Annotated in this window: 20 protein-coding genes; 5 read left to right on the top strand and 15 right to left on the bottom strand. The window is 69.3% G+C overall.

Translation table 11 applies throughout. The features are described from left to right. Window positions 1-52 precede the first annotated feature (52 nt). Genes EV647_RS40595 through EV647_RS40565 form a run of 7 tightly spaced genes read right to left on the bottom strand, consistent with a single transcriptional unit; the run spans window position 53 to window position 8247 of the window. Window positions 53-460 (bottom strand): TIGR03668 family PPOX class F420-dependent oxidoreductase, encoded by a 408-nt coding sequence (locus EV647_RS40595; RefSeq protein WP_134012846.1) that lies wholly within the window; start codon window positions 458-460, stop codon window positions 53-55. Further along, a complete protein-coding gene (locus EV647_RS40590) occupies window positions 457-2049 on the bottom strand; it encodes an NAD(P)/FAD-dependent oxidoreductase (protein WP_134012844.1) in 1593 nt (530 codons plus the stop codon). The genes EV647_RS40595 and EV647_RS40590 overlap by 4 nt, the downstream gene beginning before the upstream one ends. A gap of 9 nt (window positions 2050-2058) precedes the next feature. Next, window positions 2059-2886, bottom strand: a complete 828-nt coding sequence (locus EV647_RS40585; protein ID WP_134012842.1) for a CoA ester lyase — start codon at window positions 2884-2886, stop codon at window positions 2059-2061. 1 nt (window position 2887) lies between these two features. Continuing rightward, window positions 2888-4075: a CaiB/BaiF CoA-transferase family protein gene (locus tag EV647_RS40580; RefSeq protein ID WP_134012840.1), complete on the bottom strand. Its 1188-nt coding sequence runs from the start codon at window positions 4073-4075 to the stop codon at window positions 2888-2890. After that, window positions 4072-6060 carry an SUMF1/EgtB/PvdO family nonheme iron enzyme gene (locus tag EV647_RS40575; RefSeq protein ID WP_134012838.1) on the bottom strand — a complete coding sequence of 663 codons (1989 nt, stop codon included), beginning with the start codon at window positions 6058-6060 and terminating at the stop codon, window positions 4072-4074. Before EV647_RS40575 ends, EV647_RS40580 begins: the two co-directional genes overlap by 4 nt. Beyond that, on the bottom strand, window positions 6057-6959 hold the full coding sequence (locus EV647_RS40570; protein ID WP_134012836.1) for a ribokinase: 903 nt from the start codon (window positions 6957-6959) through the stop codon (window positions 6057-6059). The genes EV647_RS40575 and EV647_RS40570 overlap by 4 nt, the downstream gene beginning before the upstream one ends. Continuing rightward, window positions 6949-8247, bottom strand: coding sequence for an ADP-ribosylglycohydrolase family protein (locus tag EV647_RS40565; RefSeq protein ID WP_134012834.1), 1299 nt, complete (start codon window positions 8245-8247; stop codon window positions 6949-6951). The genes EV647_RS40570 and EV647_RS40565 overlap by 11 nt, the downstream gene beginning before the upstream one ends. An 80-nt stretch (window positions 8248-8327) precedes the next feature. Here EV647_RS40565 and EV647_RS40560 point away from each other — a divergent pair, with 80 nt between their 5' ends. Next, window positions 8328-9893 carry an alkaline phosphatase gene (locus tag EV647_RS40560; protein WP_134012832.1) on the top strand — a complete coding sequence of 522 codons (1566 nt, stop codon included), beginning with the start codon at window positions 8328-8330 and terminating at the stop codon, window positions 9891-9893. A gap of 12 nt (window positions 9894-9905) precedes the next feature. Continuing rightward, a complete protein-coding gene (locus EV647_RS40555; RefSeq protein WP_134012830.1) occupies window positions 9906-10712 on the top strand; it encodes a discoidin domain-containing protein in 807 nt (268 codons plus the stop codon). Between the two features lie 3 nt (window positions 10713-10715). Here the strand turns inward: EV647_RS40555 and EV647_RS40550 are convergent, their stop codons facing one another. The 8 genes from EV647_RS40550 to EV647_RS40515 form a co-directional block, all read right to left on the bottom strand. Then, a complete protein-coding gene (locus EV647_RS40550) occupies window positions 10716-11849 on the bottom strand; it encodes an ADP-ribosylglycohydrolase family protein (protein ID WP_134012828.1) in 1134 nt (377 codons plus the stop codon). After that, window positions 11849-13126: a sugar ABC transporter substrate-binding protein gene (locus EV647_RS40545; RefSeq protein WP_134012826.1), complete on the bottom strand. Its 1278-nt coding sequence runs from the start codon at window positions 13124-13126 to the stop codon at window positions 11849-11851. Before EV647_RS40545 ends, EV647_RS40550 begins: the two co-directional genes overlap by 1 nt. Before the next feature lie 8 nt (window positions 13127-13134). Next, window positions 13135-13968, bottom strand: coding sequence for a carbohydrate ABC transporter permease (locus tag EV647_RS40540; RefSeq protein ID WP_133788554.1), 834 nt, complete (start codon window positions 13966-13968; stop codon window positions 13135-13137). Continuing rightward, window positions 13965-14885 (bottom strand): carbohydrate ABC transporter permease, encoded by a 921-nt coding sequence (locus EV647_RS40535; RefSeq protein ID WP_134012824.1) that lies wholly within the window; start codon window positions 14883-14885, stop codon window positions 13965-13967. Before EV647_RS40535 ends, EV647_RS40540 begins: the two co-directional genes overlap by 4 nt. After that, window positions 14882-15949 (bottom strand): LacI family DNA-binding transcriptional regulator, encoded by a 1068-nt coding sequence (locus EV647_RS40530; RefSeq protein ID WP_134012822.1) that lies wholly within the window; start codon window positions 15947-15949, stop codon window positions 14882-14884. The genes EV647_RS40535 and EV647_RS40530 overlap by 4 nt, the downstream gene beginning before the upstream one ends. A 216-nt stretch (window positions 15950-16165) precedes the next feature. Then, on the bottom strand, window positions 16166-17116 hold the full coding sequence (locus tag EV647_RS40525; RefSeq protein WP_134012820.1) for a TrkA family potassium uptake protein: 951 nt from the start codon (window positions 17114-17116) through the stop codon (window positions 16166-16168). Then, on the bottom strand, window positions 17088-18200 hold the full coding sequence (locus tag EV647_RS40520) for a GNAT family N-acetyltransferase (protein ID WP_134012818.1): 1113 nt from the start codon (window positions 18198-18200) through the stop codon (window positions 17088-17090). Before EV647_RS40520 ends, EV647_RS40525 begins: the two co-directional genes overlap by 29 nt. Before the next feature lie 82 nt (window positions 18201-18282). Continuing rightward, complete coding sequence (locus EV647_RS40515; RefSeq protein WP_238175781.1) at window positions 18283-18684, bottom strand: hypothetical protein; 402 nt, start codon at window positions 18682-18684, stop codon at window positions 18283-18285. A 67-nt stretch (window positions 18685-18751) separates the two neighbouring features. Here EV647_RS40515 and EV647_RS40510 point away from each other — a divergent pair, with 67 nt between their 5' ends. The 3 genes from EV647_RS40510 (at window position 18752) to EV647_RS40500 (ending at window position 23076) form a co-directional block, all read left to right on the top strand. Continuing rightward, window positions 18752-19357 (top strand): hypothetical protein, encoded by a 606-nt coding sequence (locus tag EV647_RS40510; RefSeq protein WP_134012816.1) that lies wholly within the window; start codon window positions 18752-18754, stop codon window positions 19355-19357. Window positions 19358-19684: 327 nt separating this feature from the next. After that, on the top strand, window positions 19685-20422 hold the full coding sequence (locus tag EV647_RS40505) for an ABC transporter ATP-binding protein (RefSeq protein ID WP_134012814.1): 738 nt from the start codon (window positions 19685-19687) through the stop codon (window positions 20420-20422). After that, window positions 20419-23076 (top strand): ABC transporter permease, encoded by a 2658-nt coding sequence (locus EV647_RS40500; RefSeq protein WP_134012812.1) that lies wholly within the window; start codon window positions 20419-20421, stop codon window positions 23074-23076. Before EV647_RS40505 ends, EV647_RS40500 begins: the two co-directional genes overlap by 4 nt. Window positions 23077-23083 lie beyond the last annotated feature (7 nt).

Raw genomic sequence — 23083 nt, 5'->3', positions numbered from 1 at the left:
GCTGAGCGTGAGGGCCGCCGCGCCGAGCGGACACCTCCTGTCGAGCTGCCGATCAGCTGAACGACCACCCCGACCAGGCTTCGGCTCGGATCACGATCAGCGGGCCCTGCGGCGGGTCGGCGTCGTACTGGGGGTACTTGGCCACCAGCAACTCGACCGCCGCCGGGTGCTCGGGCACCACGCGCGCGACCCCGTCGACCCGGACCCACCACAGGTGCGTCCAGTCCTCGTCGTACTCGTCCACCAGCACGGCGACCTGCTCGTGAGCGGCGATGTTCCGCAGCCGCTTCAGGGCGGTCGTCGACTTCGGCTTCTGATCGATCGCGATGAACAGTTCGTCGCCATGGACGACGTACGTCACCGGCACAATGTGCGGTCGCAGGTCCACGCCCACAGTCGCCAGCCGCCCCACCCGAGCCGCCGCCACCCGAGCCCTACATGCTCCTTCGTCAAGTCTCACCGTTGGAGGTGGCGGAGGGTGGCGGTGGGGAGTTTGCGGGTCAGGGGGCCCAGGAGGGAGGCGTCGCGGAGGGCGGTTCGGGCGGCCAGGTGGCCGCAGGCTCCGTGGACGCCGCCGCCGGGATGGATGGCGGAGCTGCCCAGGTACAGGCCGTCGACGAAGGTGCGGGCGCTGCCGAGGCCGATCGTCGGGCGGAAGATCAGTTGCTGGTGGAGCTGCATCGTGCCGCCGCCGACCGCGCCGAGCCCGAGCGCGGCGTTCCCCGACTCCAGCGTGGACGGACGCTGCAGATCGCGGTCGATGACCAGATCGCCGAAGCCCGGGGCGAACCGCTCGATCGCACGTTCCATCCGGCCGGCCAGCTTCTCCGCCGAGGCGTCGTCGGCGATGCCGCGCGGCAGGTGCGCGTACGCCCAGACGGCCTCGGTTCCGTCCGGCGACCGGGTCGGATCCGACTTCGTGGTCTGGCCGATCAACAGGAACGGCTGCGACGGCACCCGCCCGGTGTCGAGATCGGCGGACAGGTGCACGAGGTCGTCGGCCGTCCCGCCGAGATGCACCACGCCGGCCGACCGCGCCTCGGGAGCCAGCCACGGGATCGGGCCGTTCAGCCGGAAGTTCAGCTTGACCGTCGGGTAGTCCCACTCGAACCGGTCGTCCAGATCCCGCCGCAGCCCGCCCGGGATGAGGGCCTGCGGCAACAACTCGCCGTACAGCACCGGCGCGGAGGTGTCCGCGACGACGGCGCGTTCGACGAGCACGGTCTCGCCGGAGGCGGTGCGTACGGCGGTCACTCGGCCAGCGGACACCTCGAGGCCGGTCACCGGCGTACCCGGGACCAGCAACGCACCCGCGCGCTCGGCCCGTCGTACCATCGCGCCGGAGAACGCGGAGGATCCGCCGGCCACGACCGGGAAGCCGACGTCCTGAGCCAGCATCGCGAGCAGCCAGCCCATCGTCCCGCTGACGGCGCCCGACAGCGGCGCGTCCGCGTGCAGCGAGTTCCCGGCGATGATCGCCGGGCCCTGCCGCCCGTCGAACAGCTCCTGGCCCATCCGGTGCATCGGCATCGCCATGAACCGCGCGAACCGCAGCAGCTCCCCCGCCGAACCGAGCTTCCGGGCCAGCTTCACCCCCGGCCCGATCGGCGGCCAGGTCGTGAGCAGCGCCTTCAGCAACGGCTCCCGGATCGACACGTACTGCTGATACAGGCGCAACCACGCGTCACCGTCGCCCGGGTGCTCGGCGCCGATCGACTTCGCGGTGTCCTCCGGATCCGGGTGAATCGCGGCCGCGGCACCGTCGGAGTCGAGCAGATGGACGAGCGGGAGCGGCGCATGCGCCCATTTCAGGCCGAACTTCTCGAGTTCCAGCGCCCGGAGCACCGGTGACGCGACCCCGAGCGGGTAGTTCGAACTGAACCGATCGCTGATCCAGCCGCCGTCCTCGGTCGAGCGGACAGCACCGCCGAACGTGTCGGCGGCTTCCAGCACCAGCACGTCCCAGCCGGCATCGGCGAGCGTGATCGCGCTCACCAGCCCGTTCGGCCCCGAACCGATCACGACGGCATCAACACTGCGCGGCAGCATAACTTGAGCCTAACTTGACCGGGCTTCGATCTCTCGCATGAGGGTGGTGAGCTCGCGGGCGCGGCCGATCATGGCGGAGTCGACCATGCGCCCGTCGGGGAGCACGATCACGCCGCCGTGGGCGACGTCCGCCTTCTCGACGGCGGCCAGCAGCGCCTCCGCCTCGGCGACCTGGAGAGGCGACGGGGTGAACGCCTCGACGATCGTGGCGAGCTGCCGCGGGTGGATCGCCGTACGGCCGACGAATCCGAGCGCGCGGCCTTCCTGCGACGTACGCCGGAGACCGTCCAGGTCCTGCACGTTCGGGTAGACCGACATCATCGGGGCGCCGAGGCCCGCGGCCCGTGACGCCGACACGAGCCGGCCGCGCGCCCAGGCGAGACCCTCAGGGCCGTCCACCCCGAGCGCACTGGACAGGTCCGCCTCACCGAGCGCGACCGCGACGACGCGCGGATCGGCAGTCGCGATCTCGAACGCCCGCTCGAGGCCCAGCGGCGACTCGATCAACGCGGTGATCCTTGCCGACGGCACCTTTTCCAGGACCGCCTGCACATCCGCCGCACTCTCGACCTTCGGCAACCGGATCCGCACCCCGGGTACGGCGGAGATCGCCGCCAGGTCGTCCGCGATCCACGGTGTGCCGAGCGCATTCACCCGGACCTCCACCGGCCCGTGGGAGTTCACCGCGATCCAGGCCACCGCCCAGCCGCGCGCGTCCGCCTTGTCGGCGACCGGTACCGCGTCCTCGAGATCGAACACCACCAGATCGGGGCCCGCGGCAACAGCCTTCGCGAACCGATCCGGCCGGTTGGCCGGAACATACAGTGCCGTCAGCACTTCACACCACTCCAGCCGCGCGCAGGGCCGCCAGCTGATCCGGCGTGACACCGATCTCGGCGAGCACCTCGTCGGTGTTCGCGCCGTGCGGCCGGCCCGCCCACTTGATCGCCCCCGGCGACTCCGACAGCCGGAACAGCACGTTCTGCATCTGCACCGGTCCGTCGAGCTCGTCGTCGTCCACGCTGACGATCGTCCCGAGCGCGGCGTACTGCGGATCGGTCATGATGCCGCGGATGTCGTGCACCGGCCCGACCGCGGCCTCGGCCTTCTCGAATTCCTCCATCACGAGCTCCAGCGGCCGCGCCGCGATCCACGAGCCGACCGCGTCGTCGAGTTCGTCGGCGTGCTGGGCCCGCTCCCGCCCGGTCGCGAACCACGGCTGCGCGACCAGGTCCGGGCGCCCGACCAGGGTCACCACCCGCTCGGCGATGCTCTGCGAGCTCGTCGACACGGCCACCCATCGGCCGTCAAGAGTCTTGTACACGTTCCGCGGGGCGTTGTTCGACGACCGGTTCCCGAGCCGCGGCTGCACGTACCCGGTCTGCTGGTACGCCGTGATGCCGCCGCCGAGCATCATCAGGATCGGTTCGATGATCGCCATGTCGATCACCTGCCCCGCCCCGGACCGATCGCGCTCGCGCAGCGCCACCAGGACGGCGTACGCCGTGGCGAGCGCGGTGATCCCGTCCGCGAGTCCGAACGGCGGCAGTGTCGGCGGCCCGTCCGGCTCGCCCGTGACCGCCGCGAATCCACTCATCGCCTCGGCCAGCGACCCGAAACCGGGACGCCGCGACCACGGCCCGACCTGCCCGAACGCCGTCACCCGCGCGATCACCAGCCGCGGGTTCGCCTCGAGCAACACGTCGGGCCCGAGCCCCCACCGCTCCAGCGTGCCGGGCCGGAAGTTCTCGACGAGCACATCATGCGACTTGACCAGATCGAGGAACACGTCCCGGCCGCGGGACAGGTCCAGCGTCGCGAGCCGCTTGTTCCGGCCGAGGGTCTTGAACCAGAGCCCGACGCCGTCCTTCGAGGCGCCGTGTGTGCGCGCGGCATCGGGCCGGGACGGGTGCTCGATCTTCGTGACGTCGGCGCCGAAGTCGCCGAGGAAGGTCGCCGCCAGCGGTCCCGCGAACAGCGTCGCCGCCTCCAGCACCTTCACCCCGTCGAGCGGAGCAGTTCTCATCCGGCGCACCTGAAGCCGATGTTCTCCGAGCGGTCGAGCCCGCCGCCGGTCAGCACCAGCTTGAAGCTGACGTCCGGCTCCTGCGGCCCACCGTCGGCGTACCAGTCGGAGCCCTCGGCAACATAGTGCGAACCGCCCTTGAGAATGCAGAACCGGCTGCGGCCGTCGCGGTGCTCGCTCTCGGTCAGGTTCCACACCAGCGGCTCGCGCCGGACGAATCCCTCTTCGAGAGCGGCGATCTGCCACTCGTCCTCGGTGGGCAGCCGGCCGCCACGCCACGCGGCGTACGCCCGCGCGTCCGGCAGGTCGACGTACGTCACCGGCTGATCCTCGGTCCCGGGGACGGGAGCACCGTCGATCCAGTGCTGCAGGAACCGGTTCGCGATCAGCGGCCGATAGCCGGTCGCCTGCACAAAGGCCAAGTACTCGGCGTTGGTCACCTCGGCAACAGCCACCGCGACGCCTGGCAACGAGACCTCACGCTCGACCGTCTGCATGTCGTGCAGGCGAGGCGGCAGCGGCTTCCATTCCTCGACGTACGGCGCGGTGTCGTACAGCCCGGTCTCGCGTCGCCGGTGCCGCACGGTCAACGTCCGCTCCCCCGCCGGTACGTCGACCGTCGGGCCGATGTTCGCGTCACCGGACACCGGCTGCGGTGCGATCCGCTCGGCCGGACGCATCGGGAACGCGGACTCGTTGACATGCGCGCGCGGCATCGTGCCCAACCGGCGGGCCGTCGCGCGGCACGAGGCGCCGGCCGTCGCGCCGACCCGGACGATCCCGGCCACGCCGCGCCCCGGCACGGTCAGGTGTACGCCGTCGTCGTCCGCGGTGATCGGCACGCCCGAGGTCACGTCGTACCAGTCGCCGACCTGGTCCTCGGACCGCAGCACGATGCCGTCGAAGTCCTCGTCGTGGCGGTTGATCAGCGTCCAGAACGTGATGTCGGCCAGGTCGAACCGGGACCCGTAGACGCCGTGGTCGCGGGCCTTCTCCGGGATCTCCGGCGTCAGCTGGATCCAGTCGCCGTTGATCAGCACCGGCGCGAACGCCCGCTGGGCGGCGACCATCCGGCGCAGCGTCGCGCGGTCGCGGGCGTTCCAGCCGACCCACGCCGAGAACACCGACTCCCAGACCAGCATGCCGACGCCGTTCACCCAGGCGGACTGCAGCTCGTCGCTGTGGTCACGATTCCACCGGCGGGTGTGGTGCATCATGTGCCGGCGCTCGAACAGGTGCGCCCGCAGCACGCCCGGCGCGTGCGTGTCGGCGAACCACTGCGCCCAGGACAGCGCGTGGTCGCTGATCCTTGCCATCGGCAACCGTGACTCGCCCTCCAGCGCGATCGCCGGGTTCGCCTGCCGGATCGCGCGGGTGAACTTCGGGTCGCCCTCCTTCAGGGTGTCCAGGAACACGCCGTCGACCGCGTAGTCCGTGACCAGGGTCGCGAACTCGTCGGCGTCCGAGCGGTCCGCCCGGCGGGTGCCGACGTCCCACGGGTTGTAGTCGAAGAAGACCTTGAGCCCGAGCCGGTGCAGGTCGTCGATCAGCTCCCGCAGGCCGGGGACGTCGCGGTAGAAGTCGAACTGGTTGCGGTCGTCGATCCCGATCACCGGGTACGCGTGCCAGAGCACGATCGCGTCGTACCCGCCGAACTCGGTGACCCCGTGCTCGACGAACTTCTCCGGCGTGAACTTCCCGGTCTCGACGTCGTAGAGCAGGTCGTCCCAGAGCCAGACGAGCGCCACCGAGTACGCCGTCTGGGTCCACTCGCGACCGGGCTCGTCGTAGTGCGATCCGTCGTACCGGGTCCGTTCGATGGCGCCGAACCGCCATTCGGCCAGTTTCGCGCGCCACCGCGGCAGGTCGGCCGGGTCCTCCGGCGCGCCGAGGATCTTGGCGTCGTCCAGGAAGGACAGGTCGGTCCCGAGCCCCACATCGACCCGGGCAGGTCGATCGATGGGCCGCGGTTCGAGCGGATTCACAGGTACACCTCCGCATAACGCGCGTCGATTGCATCCCCGTGAGGCACCGAGGAAATCGCCCCCGCGGCCTGAACACTCAATGAAGCAGCAACGTTAGCGCGTCGGACCGCGTTCGTCAGGTCGCTTGCCGTGATCGCGTCACTCGCTGACACGGCAGCCAACGTGGCGGCCAGCACCCCGCAGAACGTGTCTCCCGCCGCCGTGGTGTCGACCACGTCCACCGGTACGCCGGGAACCGTGATCTCGCGGTCACCGTTCAGGTCGCGCGTCAGGATCACCGCGCCGGCGCCGCCGAGAGTGACGACCGCGGCCGGCACCTTCTTCAGCAGCGCGGACCGGTCCGCCCCGGCGATCGCCTCGGCCTCGGTCTCGTTCACCACCAGCAGATCGACCTCGGCCAGCAGTTCGTCCGGCAGCTCGGCCGCCGGCGCCGCGTTCAGGATGAAGTACGACGAGGCGGCGGCCGCGGCTGCGACGGTGCGGAACGGGATCTCCAATTGGGAAAGCACGACTTTCGCCTGTCCGACAGCGGCCGCAGCGTCGGCCGACAGCGTCAGCTCACCGTTGGCGCCGGGCGCGACCACGATCGAGTTCTCGCCGCTCTCCTCGACCGTGATGATCGCCGTACCGGTCGGGGCCTCGCTGGTCGTCGCCAGCGTCAGATCTACGCCCTCGAGCGCCGCCCGCAGCAGCGCACCGCCTTCGTCGTCGCCCAGGGCGACGACCATCGCGGTCCGCGCACCGGCACGCGCCGACGCCACCGCCTGGTTCGCGCCCTTGCCTCCCGGGCCCCGCGTCATGGCTCCCGCCAGGACCGTTTCCCCCGGCCGTGGGATCCGCTGGACAGGCAGCACCAGGTCCATGTTCGCACTACCGACAACCACAACCTCAGGCTCCACCCCGGGCCACCTCCACAGTCCGCCGCGCCAGCTCGTCGATCGCGATCTGGTTCATCCCCGGGAGGCTGGTGGCCACCCGATTGTCCAGTGGTGCAGACCACTCTGCCGGAATCCCCCGCGTCGCGCCAAAAACCGCGCCCACCGTAGCGCCGGCCGAGTCGGTGTCCCAGCCGCCCATCACGGCACGTCCGATCGCCGTGGTGAAATCCGGAGCAGTCAGCGCGTAGGCGGTGAGTGCGGTGTTGTTCACCGCATGTACCCAATGCAGGTCGCCGTACTCCGCGTGCAAGGCGTCGAGTGCCTCGTCCAGCTCGGCATCGGCGAGGGTCAGTCCGAACCGGACCGCGCGGGCGATCGCGCCCTGTCCGCTGATCACGTCCAGGCCGGCGACCGCGGCCTCGACCGGGTCGTCGAGCACGAGAGCGGCGGCCGACATCGCGGCGACCCAGAGTGCGCCGTCGACGCCGGCGCCGGTGTGACTGAGCCCGGCGTCGACGAGCGCGAGTCGCGCGGCCGCAGTCCGGTCGCCAGGATGCGCCCAGCCGTAGGCGTCGGTCCGGATCTGGGCGCCGATCCACTCCCGGAACGGGTTCCCGACGACGGCCGCGCGGGCCGGCTCGACCCCTTCCAGAAGGTTGCGGTAGGCAACACGTTCGGCGGTGAACACGCGGCCGGCTGGCAGGTCGTTCAACCAGCTCTGCGCCACGTCGTCCGTGGTCAGCCCGGGTCCGAACCGCTCCATCATCAGCAGCGCCAGGATCGCGAAGTTGATGTCGTCGTCCTCGGGCATCCCGTCGATGACCTCGCGCAGGCTGTTCACCTTCGACCGCCGGTTCCACGGCCACCGCTGCTGCACCTCGTCCGGTACGCCGGCGGCAGTGATGTACTGCGTCAACGGCCACTGCCCGGAACTGGCCAGGATCTCCCGGATGCCCTCGCGCGGGATCTTCTCCACCGGCTTGCCGAGGAGATTTCCGGCCATTCGCCCGAGCCAGGCGTTCAACGTCCGGGTCTCGAGTTCGACCGTCTCGCCCAGCGAGGGCAACTCCGGAATCGCGGGCTCGCGCCACTCCCCTGTCCTGGCGTCGAGCACGTCCAGCAGCTCGCGAGCAAGCGCGCGCAACGCGGGCGTCGCCGGTTCGTCGGAGGCACCGGACACCGGCGCGTCCGTGGTACCGCCGGCGGCGATCCAGCGGGCCTGCACGTCGGTGACGTCAACGCCCTCCGACCGCGCCTGGACCAGTTGGTGCGGGAGGAGGTCCTCCGGCTGCACCCAGGTCATTCTCATCGGACTGCTTCCTTCCCTTGTTGCGCCAGGCGAAACGCCCACCTGGATCGTTGCATCGGCGCGGGCCGATACTTCGGCCCATGGTCACCCGCCGCAGCTTTCTGACCGCCACGGGCGCTGCCGCAGCGCTCGCGATGACCGGTAACCTCCCTGATCTCGTCGATGCAGCAGGAATACCGCATCGCACCGACAAAAGGCCGCTCTTCACCCTCGGCGTCGCCTCGGGCGATCCGCTGCCGGACGCCGTGGTGATCTGGACCCGGCTCGCACCCGGTCCGCTCGAACCGTTCGGCGGTATGGACGACCGCACCGTGAACGTCGAGTGGGAGGTCGCCGAGGACGAGACGTTCCGCAGAGTGGTACGTCGCGGCACGGCCCACGCCCGTGCGGAGTACGCCCACGCGGTGCACGTCGACGTACACGGGCTGCGTCCGTGGCGGCACTACTTCTACCGTTTCCGTGCCGCCGGTCAGATCAGCCCGGTCGGTCGGACGCGAACCGCGCCCGCGCCGTCCGACGAGCCGGTCGTGACGATGGCGGTCGCGTCCTGCCAGGCCTTCTACGACGGGTTCTACACCGCCTACCAAGACGTCGTACGCCGGGAGCACGATGTCGTGCTGTTCCTCGGTGACTACATCTACGAGGTCGGTGTCGGCCCGACCGCCGGCGTACGGAACCAGGCTGTCCCGGTCGACTTCGCCGGCGAGATCTTCACGCTCGACGAGTACCGGGCCCGGTACGCGCTGCACAAGACCGACCCCGACCTGCAGGCCGCGCACGCGGCGGCGCCGTGGATCGTCACGCTCGACGACCACGAGGTCGAGGGCAACTGGGCCGGGTACGTGTCCGAGGACGGCATTCCGCACGACGACTTCCTGGTACGCCGGGCCAACGGGTTCCGCGCGTACTGGGAACACATGCCGCTGCGTCTCGACCAGTCCCCCGACGGCCCGTCGATCCGCTTGCACCGCCATCTCCGGTACGGCCGGACCGCCGACCTCAGCGTCCTGGACACGCGGCAGTTCCGCGACGACCAGACCTCGACCGGTGGGTGGCTGCCGCCGGACGCGGTGTCGACCGACCCGGCCCGCACGATCACCGGCGACGCCCAGGAACGCTGGCTCCTCGACACGCTCGGAAGCTCCACCAGCCGCTGGAACGTCGTCGCCCAGCAGGTCGCCATAGCCCAGCTCGATCGCAAGACCGGCCCGGAGCTCGAACTGCCGATGGACACGTGGAACGGGTATGCCGCATCCCGCGACCGCGTGCTCTCCGGTGTCCGCGACCAGGAGGTGCGCAACTTCGTCGTACTGACCGGAGACCTGCACCGCAGTGTCGCCTCCGACCTGCGGGTGAACTTCGCGGACCCGTCCACTCCGGCGATCGGGACCGAGTTCGTCACCACGTCGATCTCTTCCGGCAAGGACGGTGTCGACGCGGACGCGACCGGACGCGCGCTGCTCGCCGAGAACCCGCATGTCAAGTACCAGAACGTCCAGCGCGGCTACCTCAGCTGCCGCCTCGACCGCACCGCGTGGACGTCGGAGTTCCGGATCGTCGACCGCGTCGTCACACCCGGCGGTACGGCGTCCACCCGCGCCACCCTGGTCGTCGAGGACGGCCTCCCCGGAACCCACCTCGCCTGAACGGACCACCCCATGCTTCGACGCTTGGCCCTCGTCGCCGTCCCGTTGACACTCCTCGTTGCTACCAGCAACAACCAGATCGAGGTCAGTGCCACACCACAACCGGTCGAGGTCATCCCGCTGCCGTGCTTCCCCGCCGGCAAACTCACCCTCGGCATGACCAACACCGGCCGCAAACCCACGATCGCCGACATGCGCGTCTCCGGGGACCCCGCACTCACGCTGTCCCGGCACCAGTTCTCCAGCTACCTGCCGATCGATCAGCTGGTGAAGGCGCCGCTCGAGATCACCGTCCCGCGCGGCACCGCGCCCGCGACCCACACCGTCGACCTGACCGTCGGCAAGGAGCGCCTCGAGGTGCCGGTGGTGATCAAGCCCGTCCCGGTCCGCGACAACGTGCTGCTCGGCGAGCAGGCTGTCGCGTCGTCCACCAACGGCAACATGCGGCTGTGCGGCGGCGTCGACGGCAACGCGGACTCGGCGCAGTGGGGCGCCAGCGGCTGGCACGACAACACCAAGGGTGTCTTCCCCGACACGTACGGCGTCGATTTCGTCCAACCCACCACGATCGGCCGGGTCGTACTGCAGACCCTCGACTCGACCACCTACCCCGCCGCGGTGATGGGCATCCGCGACTTCGACCTTCAGGTCCGCACCGGGAGCACCTGGACAACGGTCGCCGAGGTCCGCGGCAATGTCCAAGGCTGCGTGACCATCACCTTCGAGCCTCGTGCCGTCGACGCCGTCCAGCTCGTCATCCACGACTCCAACGACCACGGATACTCCCGGATCGTCGAACTCGAGGCCTACCACAACTGACATTCAGACCAGCGCGTCCAACGCCGCCGTACGCCGGGCCCATCGCTCGGCGTCGGCCGCTCGGATGTCCTGCACGACCGATGCCATCACCAGACCGGGCTGTACCAGGTCGGTCTTGCTCGCCTCGGCGATCTCGTCCGCCCAGTCCGCCGGTACGCCGTCCCGTCCGCTCAACGCGCCGGTGACCGCGCCGGCCATCGACGCGATCGAGTCCGCGTCGCGTCCGTAGTTCGTGCCGCCCAGCACGGCCCGGCGTACGTCTCCCTCGGAGACGAGCACGAAGCCCAGCGCGACCGGGAGTTCCTCGATCGCCTTGGTACGACTCGGGCGGCGGGCGTCCATCGACAGCTCGCGGTAGTTCGGTCCGACCGTGTCGTACGGCTCGATCGCCTTGCGCAGCACGGGAATCGCCTGTTCCCAATCGGTGAGGCCGTCGGCCGCGTCTGCCACGGCCTCGACGGCCCTCCGAGTGCCGTCCTTGGCCAGCCGCAGTGCCGCTTCGACCGCCGACGAAGCCGTTGCCCCCGGCACCATCGCGGCGGCGACGGCGGCCGCGAACACCGCGGCCGCCTCCCGCCCGTAGCTCGACTGGTGCGCACCGGCGACGTCGAGCGCCTCGGCGTACGCACCCTCGGGATCGCCCGCGTTGGCGATCCCGACCGGCGCCATGTACATCGCCGCACCGCAGTTGACGATGTTGCCGACGCCCGCCTCGCGCGGATCGACGTGCCCGTAGTGCAGGCGGGCGACCAGCCACTTCTCGGCCAGGAAGACCCGCTGCAGCAGCAACGCGTCCGCCTCGAGCTCGGGGATCCAACGGGTCCCGTTGATCATCTTCGGAACCAGCGACTCGGCGACCGCGTAGGCGTCCAGGTGCGACCGGCGTTCGTCGTACACCTCGACCAGCGCGTGCGTCATCAAGGTGTCGTCGGTGATGTGCCCGTCGCCCTTGTGGTACGGCGCGATCGGGCGAGCCGTCCGCCAGTCGTCGTACCACGGACCGACGATGCCGGTCACCCAGCCGCCGTGCCGCTCCCGGATCGCCTCCGGGGTCCAGCCCTCGACGGCTCCACCGATCGCGTCACCGACCGCGGAGCCGACGAGAGCGCCGACCGCCTTCTCTTCCAACTGGGTCATCAGTTGTTGACCTGGCCCCATCCGTCGCTCAGTTTCTTGCCCAGCGCCGCGGCGTCGGTCTTGTTCGCCAGGTACTGCTGGAACGCCGGCGTCGCGATCTGGTCCTTCCACTGCGGGTAGTTCTCCACGCTCTGGAACGGCGCCTTGGTCAGCTCGGCGCCGCTGGCCAGGATCTGCTGCCAGCCGTTCTTGCCGCCGGTCGCCTTCAGGACCGCGTCCCGGGCCGCCTGCGTGGTCGGGATCAGCCAGTCGCCCTGACCGACCGCGGCCAGGTTCTCGGCCTTCATGAAGTAGTCGATGAACTTCGCCGACTGCTCGATGTGCTTGCCCTCGGCCGGCGCCGACAGCGTCTGCGGGTTCGCGGCCTGCTTGCTGCTCGTGCCCTTCAGCGGCGGCAGCACCTCCCACTGGAAGGTCTTCGGCGCCTCCTCGAGGATCTGCTGCGCGACGTAGTTGCCGGCCACAACCATCCCGTACTTGCCGGCGTAGAACCCGGGCAGTACGTCGGAACCGCTCTGCGTCAGCGAGGTCGGGTCGATCGACTTGTCGTCGTACGCCATCGCGTGGATCCGCTTCGGCACCTCGAGCTCGGCGTCCCCGATCGTCGCCTTCGCGTCCTTGCCGGAGCCGTCGAAGAACTTCGCGTCGAAGTTCAGGCCGAGGTTCAGCATCGTCGCGGTCGGGCTCTTCAGGCCCCAGCCGAGACCGTACTTGCCGCCCGCGGTGAGCTTCTTCGCGTCGGCGGCCAGGTCGTCCCAGCTCAGCGAGTCACCGGTCGCCGTGATCCCGGCCGCCTTGAGCGCCGCCGAGTTCGCGAACACGACGTACGACTGCAGCAGGGTCGGGGCGGCGTACACCTTGCCGTCCTTGGAGACCGTGTCCCAGACACCCTGCGAGACGGCGTCCTTGGTCTCCTGGCTCAGGTACGGCGAGAGGTCCGCGAGGTAGCCCTGGTTGATGAAACCGGTGATGTCGGCGGACTCGTCGTGGATGATGTCCGGCGCGGTCCCGCCCTGGAACTGGGTGACCAACTGGTCGTGCACCGAGTCCCAGCTGCCCTGGACGTACTCGACCTGGATGTTCGGGTTGGCGGCGTTCCAGTCCGCGACGATCTTCTTCGTCGCGGCGACCGTCGTCTTCTGGAAGGCGAGGCTCTGGAACTTGAGCGTCACCTTCTCGTCCGAGGAGCCCGAACCGCCGTCGTCGCTGTTGCCCCCGCACGCGGCGAGCGTCACCAGCGCTCCCGCCGCGAGCAACGCGGTCAATACCTTCTTCATTACCTCTCCTAACCTTTGACTGCGCCGCTCAGCAGGCCGGAGGTCAACCTCCGCTGCAAGAAGGCGAAGAACACGAGACTGGGGACGGTGGCCAGCACGGAGGCGGCGGCGAGCGGGCCGAACTGCACTTGACCTTCCGCGCCCACGAAGCGGGCCAGGACCAGCGGAAGGGTCTTGAGTTGGGGGTCCTGCAACAGGACCAGGGCGAAGAAGAACTCGTTCCACGCCGAGATGAAGGTGAACATCGCGGTCGCGATCAGCCCCGGCCGGAGCAGCGGCATCACGATCGAGACGATCGTCCGGATCCGCCCGGCGCCGTCGACCGAGGCTGCTTCCTCCAGTTCGCGCGGCACCGCGGCGACGTACCCCTGCAGCATCCACAGGGCGAACGGCAGCGACCAGACCATGTAGACGATCACGACGCCGGGGATCGTGTTCGTCAGGTGCAACGGACGCAGGATCATGAACAGCGGGATCACGATCAGGATCACCGGGAACACCTGGCTGACCAGGATCCAGCCGTTCGTCAGCGGCCGCAGCCGGCTACGGAAACGGGCCAGCGCGTACGACACGGGAAGCGCGACGATCAGCACCAGGATCGTGCTGTAGACGGAGATCTGCAGGCTGTTGCCGAGACCGCGAACCAGGCCCTGTTCGTTCAGCGCGTCGCTGTAGTTGGACAGGTCGAAGTGCTTCGGCAGCAGGCTCGGCGTGATGCTTGCGAACTCCTGCGGCGACTTCAGTGAACTGGAGATCAGCCAGAGCAGCGGGAAGCCGAGGAACACCAGGTAGCAGACGACGGCGACGTACTGCAGAGCGCGAATTCCGGGACGAGTTCTCATGCCTCGCTCCGCAGCCGGTTCCGCAGGTAGAAGAACAGGAACGCGATGATGATGACCACCATCACGTCACCCATCGCCGCGGCCATCCCGAATCGGCCGTAGCGGAACGCCTCGTTGTAGGCGAACAGCATCGGCAGCATCGTCTTGCCGCCCGGACCGCCGGCGGTCAGTACGTAGACCAGGCCGAACGAGTTGAAGTTCCAGATCATGTCCAGGCTGGTGATCGCGACGATCACGGTCCGCAGCTGCGGGAGCGTGATGTTCCAGAACTGGCTCCACGTGCTCGCGCCGTCGACCGCGGCCGCCTCGTAGAGGGTGCGGTCGATCCCCTGCAGGCCGGCCAGCAGGGTGATCGTCGTCATCGGCATGCCGACCCAGATCCCCACCACGATCACGGCCGGCAGCGCCGTACCGAAGTCGCCGAGGAAGTTGATCGGGTGGTCGGTCAGGTGCAGCTTCTGCAGGAGCTCGTTGACCGGCCCGTTGGTCGGGTGCAGCAGCAGGCGCCACATGATCGCGACGACCACCGGCGGCATCGCCCACGGGATCAGGGCGAGGGTGCGTGCGACACCACGGAACCTGAGGTTCGTGTTCAGCAGCAGCGCGAGGCCGAGTGCAGCGACGAACTGCAGGATCGTCACCGACAGAGTCCAGATCACGCCGATCCGGAACGAGTCCCAGAACAGGTGGTTCTGCAGGAGTTTGCCGAAGTTGTCGAAGCCGACGAAGTTGGTCTCGACGTGCAGCCCGGCACGGGCGTCGGTGAAGCCGAGCGCGATCCCGCGGATCAGCGGGTAGACGCTCAGGATCAGCACCGGCAGCAGCGCAGGCAGGAACAGCAGGATCGCCTCGCGATTCTGCCTCGGCCGCCCACCTTTCTTCTTCACCGGCGCCGGCGCGGTCAACGTGGCCGTCACGGGGTCGACCTCCTGATGCTCAGGGACGGCTGTACGACGATTCGTCGCGGGGTCCGGTCGTTGTCCTCGATCCTTGCCAAGAGCAACTCGGCTGCCCGGCGACCGCGTTCCGCCGATCCCAGGTTCACGCTGGTCAACGGCGGGAAGCTCTGCTCGGCCAATTCGCTGTCGTCCATCCCTACGACCGCGACGTCGGCGGGCACCTCCAGCCCCGCCGCAGCCAACTCATGCATCACGCCCACCGCGAGCAGATCGTTCGCGCAGATGACGGCATCGAACGCCCCGCCCGTCGGGCGGATGGTGGTAGGAGCGGGCTCGTCACCACCTCGCCGCCGGTGGGACCGGCTGCCGGCCAGCCCGCCGGCGGCCAGCAGGTCGGGAGCGGCCGCACGTCCTGCGGCGAAAGTGAAGTCTGTTGCCTCGGCGACAGCGGCGGGCTGGAGCTCGTGTGCTTTGAGCGCTTCGGCGAAACCCTTGGACCGGGCGGCGCCCGGGACCGTGTCGGCCGGGCCGTTCAGGAACGCGATGCGTCGGCGGCCTTTCGCGACCAGGTGGTCGACGGCGAGCAGCATGCCCTTGGGCGAGTTGGCCCGGACGGTGTCGACGCCTGCTTTGGCGGGGACGTTACCGGCGACGACCACCGGCACCTCGCACTCGCGGATCGACTTGACCAGGTCCTCGTCGACGCGGATCGGGCTGATCAGCAAGCCGTCGGCGTACCCGCGCGCCATCCCCCGAACCAGCGCGACCTCGTCCACCACGTCCGGCCCGGTCGTCGTCACCACGAGCCGGTAACCGGCCGCGGAGACAACCTCCTCGACCGCCCGCATCATCGTCACGTACACCGGGTTGCCGACGTCCGCGACCGCCAGCGTCAGCTGGAACGTCCGCCCGACCTTCAGCGACCGCGCCCGCGCGTCCGGCACGTAGCCGAGCTCGTCGACCGCCCGCTGGACCCGCTCGACCATCTCCTCGGTGGCCGGCAGCCCGTTCAGCACGCGCGACACCGACGCCACCGAGACCCCGGCCGCCCGGGCCACCCCAGCGATCGTCGGACGACTCACGCCGACCTCCTGTAATCGTTCTTGTAATCGTTTACAGACCAGACATTAAACCGCAACCCAAACCCCGTCAACACCGCACCACCCCGGCAACCCTCGCCGCAATCACACCGTGACCCACAGCTCAACTTTGAGAAGCCACCAACCATCTCCGGAGCTCCGAAATGGTTGGTGGCTTCTCAAAGTCGGGACCGCGCGGGTGCGCGCGGGTGCGCGGTTCTACTCGTCGTCCTCGTCGGCGCCGGGGCGTTCGGCCCAGGGGGTTTCCTTGGCGGGGCGGACGACGATGAGTTTGTCGCCGGCGGCCAGCACCGAGACGTTCGAGTCGTAGTAGCGGTGCACCTTGCCGTCGCGGACCACCGACACGACCCGGTCGGGTACGGCGGACGGCGGCTTGCCGACCTCACGGCCGAGGACCGGGCGCTCGGCGACCTCGAGACCCTCGCCGTACGTGAGCAGATCCTCCATCACCTCGCCGAGGTTCGGGCTGACCGAGGTCAGGCCGAGCAGCCGGCCGACCGCCTCGGACGAGGTGACGACCGCGTCCGCGCCGCTCTGCCGCAGCAGCGGCACGTTGTCCTCCTCGCGGACCGCGACCACGACGTGCGCGTTCGGGTTCAGCTGCCGCACCGCCAGCGTCACCAGGACGGCCGAGTCGTCCCGATCGGTCGTCACGATCACCTCGCGCGCGGTCATCACCTCGGCGCGACGCAGTACCGTCCGGTTCGTCGCGTCACCGTGGAAGGCGGCCATCTGATCGTTGCCCGCGTCACCGATCGCGGTGGCCCGCGGGTCGATCACCACGATCTGGTCGCGCTTCACCCCGTTGCTGATCAGGGTCTGTACGGCGGCGCGGCCCTTGGTGCCGTAGCCGACGACGATGGTGTGGTCCTTCATCCGTTTCCTCCAGCGCGTGTCGCGCATGATCCGGCGACCCTCGTTGGCCAGCACTTCCAGTGTCGTACCGACCAGAACCACCAGGAACGCGATCCGCAGCGGAGTGACGATGAAGGCGTTCACCAGCCGGGCAACGGGCGTCACCGGCGTGATGTCGCCGTACCCGGTCGTGGTGAGCGTGACGGTTGCGTAGTAGATGCTGTCGATCAGCCCGACTTTGCCGTCGTAGCTGTCCCGGTATCCGTCACGGTCGACCACCACGATCAGCACCATCAGGGTCAGCAGCCCCAGCGCGACCAGAAATCGGCTGAAGAGCTGAAAGAGCGGCGAGCGCGTGCTCGCGGGCAGGTTGACCAGCAGACCGTGCGGATTGCGACCGGTGGGAAGGGGTGGCACGGTTCAGACGATATTCCACCGGCGGCCGATCCACCGCATGCGACAGGCTCCGGTCGGTCAGTGCGACACTCACCATCAGACTGTCGCCGTCCCGAACCACCCGGGACCGCATCCGCAGCCGCTCGAGGGTGCGGAGCATCGCGTGGTTCTCCGGCTGCACCATGCAGACCACCCGGTCGGCGCCGAGCGCGCGGGCCTCGCCCACCACCTGGCGCAGCAGCCGCAGCCCGAGGCCCTGTCCCTGCCAGCCGTCCTCGACCAGTACGGCGACCTCCATCGTCGTACTGCCCAGCTCCTCCCACGGCGCCGCCGTCGCCATCCCGATCACGGCATCGTCGACGCAGGCGACGATCGACACGCCGCCGGCCGGCGCGGACAGGTGCCGCGCGGTGCGGGCGGTGAGCTTCGGCATCGGCACGTGGTACCGCCGGGTGCGGCTCTCGTACGAGCACCGGTCGTGCATCGCGACGACGGCGTCGGCGTCCTCGACGGTCGCGGTCCGCAGCTCGGGTACGCCGCCGCTCCCGGGCCGCGGGCCCTCCGGCGTGTCGAACCGCTCGGCCAGCCGGCCCGCGATCTCGACCAGCACGTCCGCGCGGGCCCATTCGGCCGGCGTGTACTCGTCGAACCCCTGCAGGTTCCCCAGCTCGTCGTCGACCGACACCGGGTCGTCGATCAGCCGCAGTACGGCGCGCAGGTACCGCGCCGGCGCGTCATGGAGTACGTCGGCCTGGCACGGGCGGACCGTCGTACGGCCACAGCCGGCCTCGGCGACCAGCGCCTTCAGGTCGTCGGCGGTCCAGCCGATGCCGGTGGAGACGACCAGCTCGTCGACCGCACCGGTCTCGGAGGTGAAGACCTCCAGGTGAAGGATGTTGATGTCGTCCGCACCACACCGTGCAGCGAGTTCGGCCAGCGCACCGGGCCGGTCGGCGAGTTCGGTCCTGATCTTCCAGAGCATGCGGACGCCCTCCCTCGTGGAAACGTCCTTCCACTGTGCGCCCCACCTGTTGCCCGGCCGGGTCCGGAATGTTACGCCCGCGTCAACGTTTCCGGCGGATCTTGGGGAGGATCGTCTGCTTGTGTGCCGCCAGGACGGCGGCTGATTCGCGCTTGTCGAGGTCCGCGTGCCGCAGCAGCTCGGGATAGCTGCTCTGCGGTACGACGGGGTACGTCGTCACGATCGCGTCGCCGGAGAACACGAAGAAGATCGCTTGACCGTCCTTGATCACCTTCAGCAGGGACCCCTCCCGCACGGTGAGAGCGTGCTCGACGGCCTTCCGGCGTGCGGTCCGCTTGGCCCACGCGGCCTGGACCGCCTGCTGCGCGGGCTCCCGACCGTGCCGCACCGCCTCGACGACGAGCGGCCCGTACCGCACGCCGTACTTCACCAAGTTCTTCGCCAGCTTGCTGCTCTTGCCCGCACCAGCCGCTCCACCCGCCATACGTCGAGCGTACTGACCGGAGCGGGTCGGCATGCGGAGGTTCGTGCGGTCAGGCACCATGGAGGCCGTGAGTACCCCGAATCCGCGCCGGCCGATCCTGCCCGGGAACAAGCTGTTCGAGTCGCTGCCCGGTGCCGCCGATCCGGCGACCGTGACCGAGGCCGCGCACCGGACCGCCGAGCTGCTGGTCCGCGGGGTGCGCAAGTCCGAGGACACCGAGGTGCACGCCCGGGTGGTGAAACTCGCCGACGAGTACGGCCTCGACGAGCTCGCCGAACTGTGGTCCGACTCCCCCGCCGACTCGCTGCCCGGGGCGCTCTGGCGGCTGTACGTCCTGCGCTCCTGGGTGCACTCGAACGCCGAGGCCGTGTCCCGCGAGTTCGCCGGCGGCCGCAAGTACGCCGAGGTGCACGCGGTCGTCGCAGGTGTCGCCGAGCCGCCCGGTCCGGCCGAGGTGCGGGACATGGTCGACGCCGTACTGCGGGGTGTCGCGACCGGTGATTTCGCGACCACCCTGGACCGGGCGGCCGCGTTCGCGCGGATCGTGGCGACCGGGCGGGCGCACCTCGCCGACGACGGCCATGAGCAGGTGCTGTCGGCGTCGAAACTGGTCGAGACGGCTGATCAGCTGCAGACCGCGGCCCGCGCCGAACGCGCCGGAAGCCTGTGGTAGTTGCGTCGGGCGTCAGGCGGTGTTATAGCATCTCGCCGCCTGGAATCCCAACAGGACAAGGGGTTTGGGCACCCGCTACACTGTTCGAGGTGTCGGGCCGGTGCAAGCCCCGGGTCCCAAATTAAGCCGCTACGAGCGGCCACGCGCCGTGAGGCGCTTCCCGGTCCGGCACCCTTTGACTCCCGCCTCGCCGCCACTGAAGCTGTGCAGTTCAGGGTCAGGCCCGGGAAAACCCCCTATCGATCCAGCCCGAAGACGAGCAGACTCGGTGGAAGTTGTTGACCGGTCTGCTGGGGGGCCGCTGATCAGCCAGGGAGGGCGATCGGCATGGAGGGGACAGACTCAGTTGTGCACGCGAAGGGTGTTGTGCGTGTGTACGGCGAAGGTGACACCGCTGTCCGTGCGCTGCACGGAGTGGACGTGGAGATCGAATCCGGGCAGCTGACGGCGGTGATGGGGCCGTCGGGGTCGGGGAAATCGACGCTGATGCACATCCTGGCCGGTCTGGACCGGCCGACGTCAGGCTCGGTGACGATCGACGGTATCGAGATCACGACGCTGGGCGACGACGCACTGACGAAGCTCCGTCGTCAGCACATCGGCTTCATCTTCCAGTTCTTCAACCTGCTGCCGATGCTCAGCGCGCGGGACAACATCCTGCTGCCGCTGACGATCGCCGGCGAGAAGGCGGATCCGGAGTTCTTCGACACGCTGGTGGAGCGGGTCGGTCTCGCCGATCGTCTCGCGCACCGGCCGGCCGAGCTGTCCGGCGGTCAGCAGCAGCGGGTCGCGATCGCGCGAGCCCTGGTGTCGCGTCCGACCGTGGTCTTCGCCGACGAACCCACCGGCAATCTCGACTCCCGGACCAGCGGCGAGATCCTCGACCTGATGCGGTCCTCGGTCGAGACGTACGGGCAGACGACGGTGATGGTGACGCACGACGCCAAGGCGGCCGCGATGGCCGACCGGGTGCTGTACCTGGCCGACGGCGAGATCGTGAAGGAGACCGGGCGGTCCAGCCAGCACGAGATCCTGCAGATCATCGACACGCTGGACCTGCAGTGATCAGGTTCGCGCTGCAAGGACTGCTCGCTCGCAAGCTACGGACGGCGCTGACCGCGATCGGCATCGTTCTCGGTGTCTCGCTGATCTCCGGCACCTACGTCCTGACCGACTCGATCTCCAGCGCGTTCGACTCGATCTTCAGCCAGAACTACAAGAACACCGACGCCGCGATCACCGGCAAGTCCGCGTTCGACCTGTCCGACGACGGGACCCAGCAGGCGCCGCCGTTCCAGGCCGACCTGCTGCAGAAGGTCCGCGACCTTCCGGAGGTCGGCGCCGCCGGCGGAGCCGTGAACGGCGAGGCCCAACTGATCGGCAAGGACGGCAAGGCGATCGTCTTCGGCGGCGCACCGAACCTCGGTTTCAGCGTCGATCCGTCGCTGCCGCAGTTCAACTCGCTCACCCTGGTCAAGGGCGGCTGGCCCGGAGCCGGCGAAGTGGTCATCGACACGAAAACCGCCGCGGAGAAGGGCTTCCAGGCCGGCGACACGATCGGCGTCCAGGCCCGCGGCGCGGTGCGGCCGATGCGGGTCTCCGGACTGGTCAGCTTCGGGGCGGTCTCGTCCATCGGCGGCGCGACCCTGGCCGGCTTCGACCTCGGTACGGCGCAGCGGCTGTTCGACAAGACCGGGAAACTCGACCAGATCCTGATCTCCGCCAAGAAGGGTGTCGACCGGCCGCAGCTGCTCGCCGCGGTCCAGAAGGTCCTGCCGCCCGCGACGCAGGTCCGCAGTGCGGAGGACCAGGCCGCCGAGGACGCCGCCGGGACGAGCGAGTTCCTGAGCTTCCTGCAGACGTTCCTGCTGGTGTTCGGCGGGATCGCGTTGTTCGTCGGATCGTTCGTGATCGCCAACTCGCTGTCGATCACGATCGCCCAGCGCACCCGCGAGTTCGCGACGCTGCGGACCCTCGGCGCCGCGCGCAAGCAGATCCTCGGCACGGTCGTGCTCGAGGCGCTGGTGACCGGCATCGTCTCGGCCGTCGCCGGGTTGTTCCTCGGACTCGCGATCGCGACCGGGCTGTTCAAGCTGTTCGACGCGATCGGATTCACCCTGCCGAACAACGGCCTGGTGTTCCGGACGCGGACGGTCGTCGTAGCTCTCATCGTCGGCGTGGTCGTGACCGTGCTGGCGAGTCTGCGGCCGGCCATGCGAGCCACGCGCGTACCGCCGATCGCCGCCGTACGGGAAGGCGCGGCGCTGCCACCTGGACGGTTCCACAAGTATCGGTCCGCGGGTGCCGTGGTAGTGGCCGTGGTGGGAATCGGGACGATCCTCGCCGGGCTGTTCGTCGACGGTCTGGCGACCAGGACGCTGCTGATCCTGCTCGGCCTCGGCGTCCTGCTGCTGTTCGTCGGTATCGCGGCGTTCTCGGCGCGGCTCGTCCGGCCGATGGCCGCCGTGTCGGATCCGGTGGCGCGCTGGTCGGTCGTCGTACTGACCGCCATCGCCTGGCCGTTCATCCTGTTGCCGCTCTGGCTGATCCGCCGGCTGTTCGGGCGGCCGGCCGAGTTCCCCGGCGTACTCCCCGATGGCCCCGCCGTCACGCTCGGTGGTCAGAACAGCCGGCGCGACCCACGCCGTACGGCGTCGACCGCCGCCGCGCTGATGATCGGGCTCGCACTGGTCACGCTCGTCGCGACCCTCGGCGCGGGGATCATCAAGCCGTTCGAGGACGCGGTCGACAAGATCTCCAGCTCCGACTACGCGCTCACCGCGCAGAACAACTTCAGCCCGTTGCCGCCGACAGTGGCCGCCGCGGCGGCGAAGATACCGTCGGTCACCGAACTGACCAGCGTTCGCGCCGGCCAGGCGCGGGCGTTCGACAAGACGATCTCGGTCACCGCGATCGACGAGACGGCGCCCAAGCTGCTGCGGTTCGACTGGCGCTCCGGCTCCCAGGCGTCGCTGTCCGAACTGGCGGCGAACGGTGCGATCGTCGACTCCGGCTATGCGGACGAGCACTCCCTCGCCCTCGGGTCGACGTTCCAGATGCAGACGGTGACCGGGAAGCTGCTGCAGCTCACGGTGCGCGGGATCTTCAAGCCGCCGGCAGGTGGGTCGCCGTTCGGCAACGTCACGATCTCCACCGGCACCTTCGACTCCACGACCACCCAGCCGCAGAACATCTACAGCTTCCTGAACATCGAAGGCGGAGTGACGCCGGCGAACACCGCCACACTGAACGCCGCCCTGGCCTCGTTCCCGAACGCCAAGGCCGTGACCATCGAGCAGTTCAAGGACAATCAGACCGACGGCATCAAGAGCTTGCTGAACGTGCTCTACGTGTTGCTGGCGCTGTCTGTCCTGGTGAGCCTGTTCGGCATCGTGAACACCCTGGTCCTGACCGTCTTCGAGCGAACTCGCGAACTCGGCATGCTGCGCGCGATCGGCCTGACCCGCGGGCAGGTGAAACGGATGATCCGCCAGGAGTCCGTGATGACGGCGCTGATCGGCGCGGTGATCGGAATCGTCCTCGGTCTGGTGCTCGCGTCACTGCTGGCCGCACGGCTGGACGAGATCAGCTTCACCGTCCCGGTCGGCCAGCTGGTCGCGTTCGCCGTCGTCTCGGTCGTCGTCGGCATCGTCGCCGCCATCTGGCCGGCCCGGCGCGCGGCAAAGCTGGACCCACTCGAGGCGCTGCAGTACGAGTAGTTCTACC

It is taken from the genome of Kribbella sp. VKM Ac-2566, assembly GCF_004366005.1.
GTDB lineage: Bacteria > Actinomycetota > Actinomycetes > Propionibacteriales > Kribbellaceae > Kribbella > Kribbella pratensis.
This window is presented reverse-complemented; position numbering and strand designations above follow the sequence as displayed.